This window comes from Autumnicola edwardsiae (assembly GCF_031846505.1).
Taxonomy (GTDB): Bacteria; Bacteroidota; Bacteroidia; order Flavobacteriales; family Flavobacteriaceae; genus Autumnicola; species Autumnicola edwardsiae.
In genome coordinates, this window is record NZ_JAVRHP010000225.1 from 1 (window position 1) to 1,617 (window position 1,617).

Genomic DNA, 1,617 nt, shown 5'->3' on the forward strand with positions numbered 1-1,617 from the left:
AAGAAGAACAGGAAAAACAGGAAGAAGAAGACAGGAAGGAAGAAAAGCAAGAAAAAAAATAAAGGGTCATTTGAAAATATCCCTGTACAACTTCACTCACGGGTTGGTCCTATAAAGAACAGGTTGATGAGCGAGCCAGGCTATACTTTAAAATGACCCTTTATTTTAGAAACTGTTATTTTTAGCTCTTGCTTAAGTTACCGATAACATCTATCTGATGCCCTTCCTCAAGATTAAATCCTGGTTTTCCTTTTCTCGGAAAGAAATAAGAAAACGGCTCATTAAAAGCGCTCCAGCTTTCTGCAAGACCATAATCATTATTTTTACTTTTATTTTCCGGTCGTTTAAAGGTATTTAAATCTGAATCATAATCAGATCCTACAGCATCTTCTCCCGGGAATAACATTCCGTCGTTAATTTCAGAATATACGAGTACAGATTCTCCCCCGTTGCCGGGTAAATCAACAATCTTAAGAGCAAAGTCTTTCAAAACTGTTCCTTTTGCAGTGATATCTTTTGTCTTAAAATCGTCTTTAATATTGTTTCTTGGATGTGCAAAGATTGGAGCTCCACCTGCATCTTCAGAAATTGTAGCAAGATCTGCATAGGCAGAATCTACAATACTATCGCAGGTAAGTAAAATTCCTTTTATTTTATAACCATCTGTCACCAGTTTTTTAACAGCGTCCCTGGTAGCTTCTTCAACCACATCAATCAGGATCATATCCTGACGGTTAATATGCCTTATCGCATATCCCTGGTTGAAAACGCCATCTTTTTCTTCTCCTTTTATAATAAATGTATCCGGAATAAGCTTTAGGAATTTTCCGGTTTCCCCTTGCTCAATAAACTCAGCTGACTGGCTATGCAGTACCTCCATCTTATCTACAGTCTTCATACGGTATAAATTTTATATTAGTAGTTTCAAGATACAACTTCAGAGACGGTTTTTCAAAGAAAATTTGGAAGGGTTTAACTGGTTTTTAGGACTTAATTAACGGCAAAGACATAAGCAGAATAATTGCCATGATGCGAGATGGAAAAAGGCAGGTTACTCTGTTTCCCACCAATGATAAGTTGCGGAATAAAATGAAGATTTTTCTCAATTTTCAACGCTTCAGGAGATAATTTGTAATGTGCGGCGAGAGCACATGTCAATTCATCTTTCAGGTTTTTGGATGCTGAAAAAATTTGCTGTTTCACTGGGGAATTTTCTACGGAAGCTACGCAATGTATCGCGTTTTCAGAAAATTTAGCGGCAGTTGAATAATGGCAATTTTCGACCTGTACGATCCCTGAAGATTCAGCACTTTCTGAAAGATGCAATTTGCACCTGAAGGATTTCGGATTAAATTTTCGAGGCAGTAGAAAGCGGCGCTGATGGGCTTTATACGCAGCTTCCTTCATGGTCCAAAAAAGCCAGAAAAGTTGTTCAGGATTCTCAGAAAGTTGTAAGAACTCCTGCTCATTTTCAGAAAATATTTTAGACTGAAGGCGTGGTCTTTTCCAGTTAATTTCTTTAGCTGCCAGTTGCAAATCCACAATATCGTTCCCAATCATTTCAGGACATTTTGCGTTCAATAATGTCTTTTGCATCTCCAACGGTAAGCATCCCGT

2 protein-coding genes are annotated in these 1,617 nt (G+C 37.8%); both read right to left on the reverse strand.

Going from position 1 to position 1,617, the window contains the following annotated elements; all coding sequences use genetic code 11:
* Positions 1-181 precede the first annotated feature (181 nt).
* Complete coding sequence (locus RM529_RS17225) at positions 182-898, reverse strand: hypothetical protein (protein WP_311485981.1); 717 nt, start codon at positions 896-898, stop codon at positions 182-184.
* A gap of 92 nt (positions 899-990) precedes the next feature.
* On the reverse strand, positions 991-1,617 hold a 627-nt coding region (locus RM529_RS17230), incomplete at its 5' end, for a 4'-phosphopantetheinyl transferase family protein (protein ID WP_311485982.1).